This window comes from Streptomyces sp. NPDC047002, assembly GCF_040704505.1.
Taxonomy (GTDB): Bacteria; Actinomycetota; Actinomycetes; order Streptomycetales; family Streptomycetaceae; genus Streptomyces.
The window spans coordinates 1-1,315 of the sequence record NZ_JBEYWC010000063.1 but is presented as its reverse complement, the minus strand read 5'-3'; the positions used below and the strand labels follow the sequence as shown (position 1 = coordinate 1,315).

The window sequence follows — 1,315 nt, the reverse complement described above, 5'->3', positions numbered from 1 at the left end:
CCGTGTGGTGGCGTTACTGGTCGCGGTACATCTCGGCGACGAGGAAGGCCAGGTCGAGGGATTGGCTGCGGTTGAGTCTGGGGTCGCAGGCGGTCTCGTAGCGCTGGTGGAGGTCGTCGACGAAGATCTCGTCGCCGCCGCCCACGCACTCGGTGACATCGTCGCCGGTCAGCTCCACGTGGATCCCGCCCGGGTGGGTACCGAGGCTCTTGTGGACCTCGAAGAAGCCCTTCACCTCGTCCAGGACATCGTCGAAACGGCGGGTCTTGTGCCCGGAGGCCGCCTCGAAGGTGTTGCCGTGCATCGGATCCGTCACCCAGGCGACCGTCGCACCCGAAGCAGTGACCTTCTCCACCAGCTCCGGCAGCCTGTCCCGCACCTTGTCCGCACCCATGCGCACCACGAACGTCAGCCGCCCGGGCTCACGATCCGGATCGAGCCGCTCGATGTAGCCCAGCGCCTCGTCCACCGTCGTCTTCGGGCCCAGCTTGACCCCGAGCGGGTTGCGGATCCGCGAGGCGAACTCGATGTGCGCACCGTCGAGCTGGCGGGTGCGCTCACCGATCCACACCATGTGACCCGAGGTGTTGTAGAGCTCGCCCGTGCGCGAGTCGGTACGCGTCAGCGCCGACTCGTAGTCCAAAAGCAGCGCCTCGTGCGAGGAGTAGAACTCCACCGACTTGAACTCCGCCGGATCCGTGCCGCACGCCTTCATGAAGTTCAGCGCATTGTCGATCTCACGCGCCAGCTGCTCGTAACGCTGCCCGGCCGGCGAGGACTTCACGAAGTCCTGGTTCCAGGCATGCACCTGACGCAGATCGGCGTAACCGCCGGTGGTGAACGCACGCACCAGGTTCAGGGTCGAGGCGGACGCGTGATACATCCGCGTCAGGCGCGCCGGGTCGGGCACCCGGGAGGCCTCCTCGAACGCGAACCCGTTGACGGAGTCCCCGCGATAACTCGGCAGCGTCACCCCGTCACGCGTCTCGGTGTCCTTGGAACGCGGCTTGGAGTACTGCCCGGCGATCCTGCCGACCTTCACCACCGGCACCGAGGCGGCATAGGTCAGCACGGCACTCATCTGCAGCAGCGTCTTCAGCTTGGCCCTGATGTGCTCGGCCGACACCGCGTCGAACGCCTCCGCGCAGTCACCGCCCTGCAGCAGGAACGCCTCACCCCTGGCGACGGCCGCGAGCCGGGTGCGCAGCAGATCACACTCACCGGCGAACACGAGCGGCGGACACGCCTCAAGCTCCGCCACCACCGCACGCAGCGCCTCCTGATCCGGATACGACGGCTGCTGCGCAGCGGGAAG

The 1,315-nt window shown here is 67.4% G+C and carries 1 protein-coding gene; it reads right to left on the bottom strand.

From position 1 onward, the window contains the following. Nucleotides 1-13: 13 nt before the first annotated feature. The coding region (locus AB0910_RS30900; RefSeq protein WP_366747975.1) for a class II 3-deoxy-7-phosphoheptulonate synthase at nucleotides 14-1,315 on the bottom strand (1,302 nt) is incomplete at its 5' end.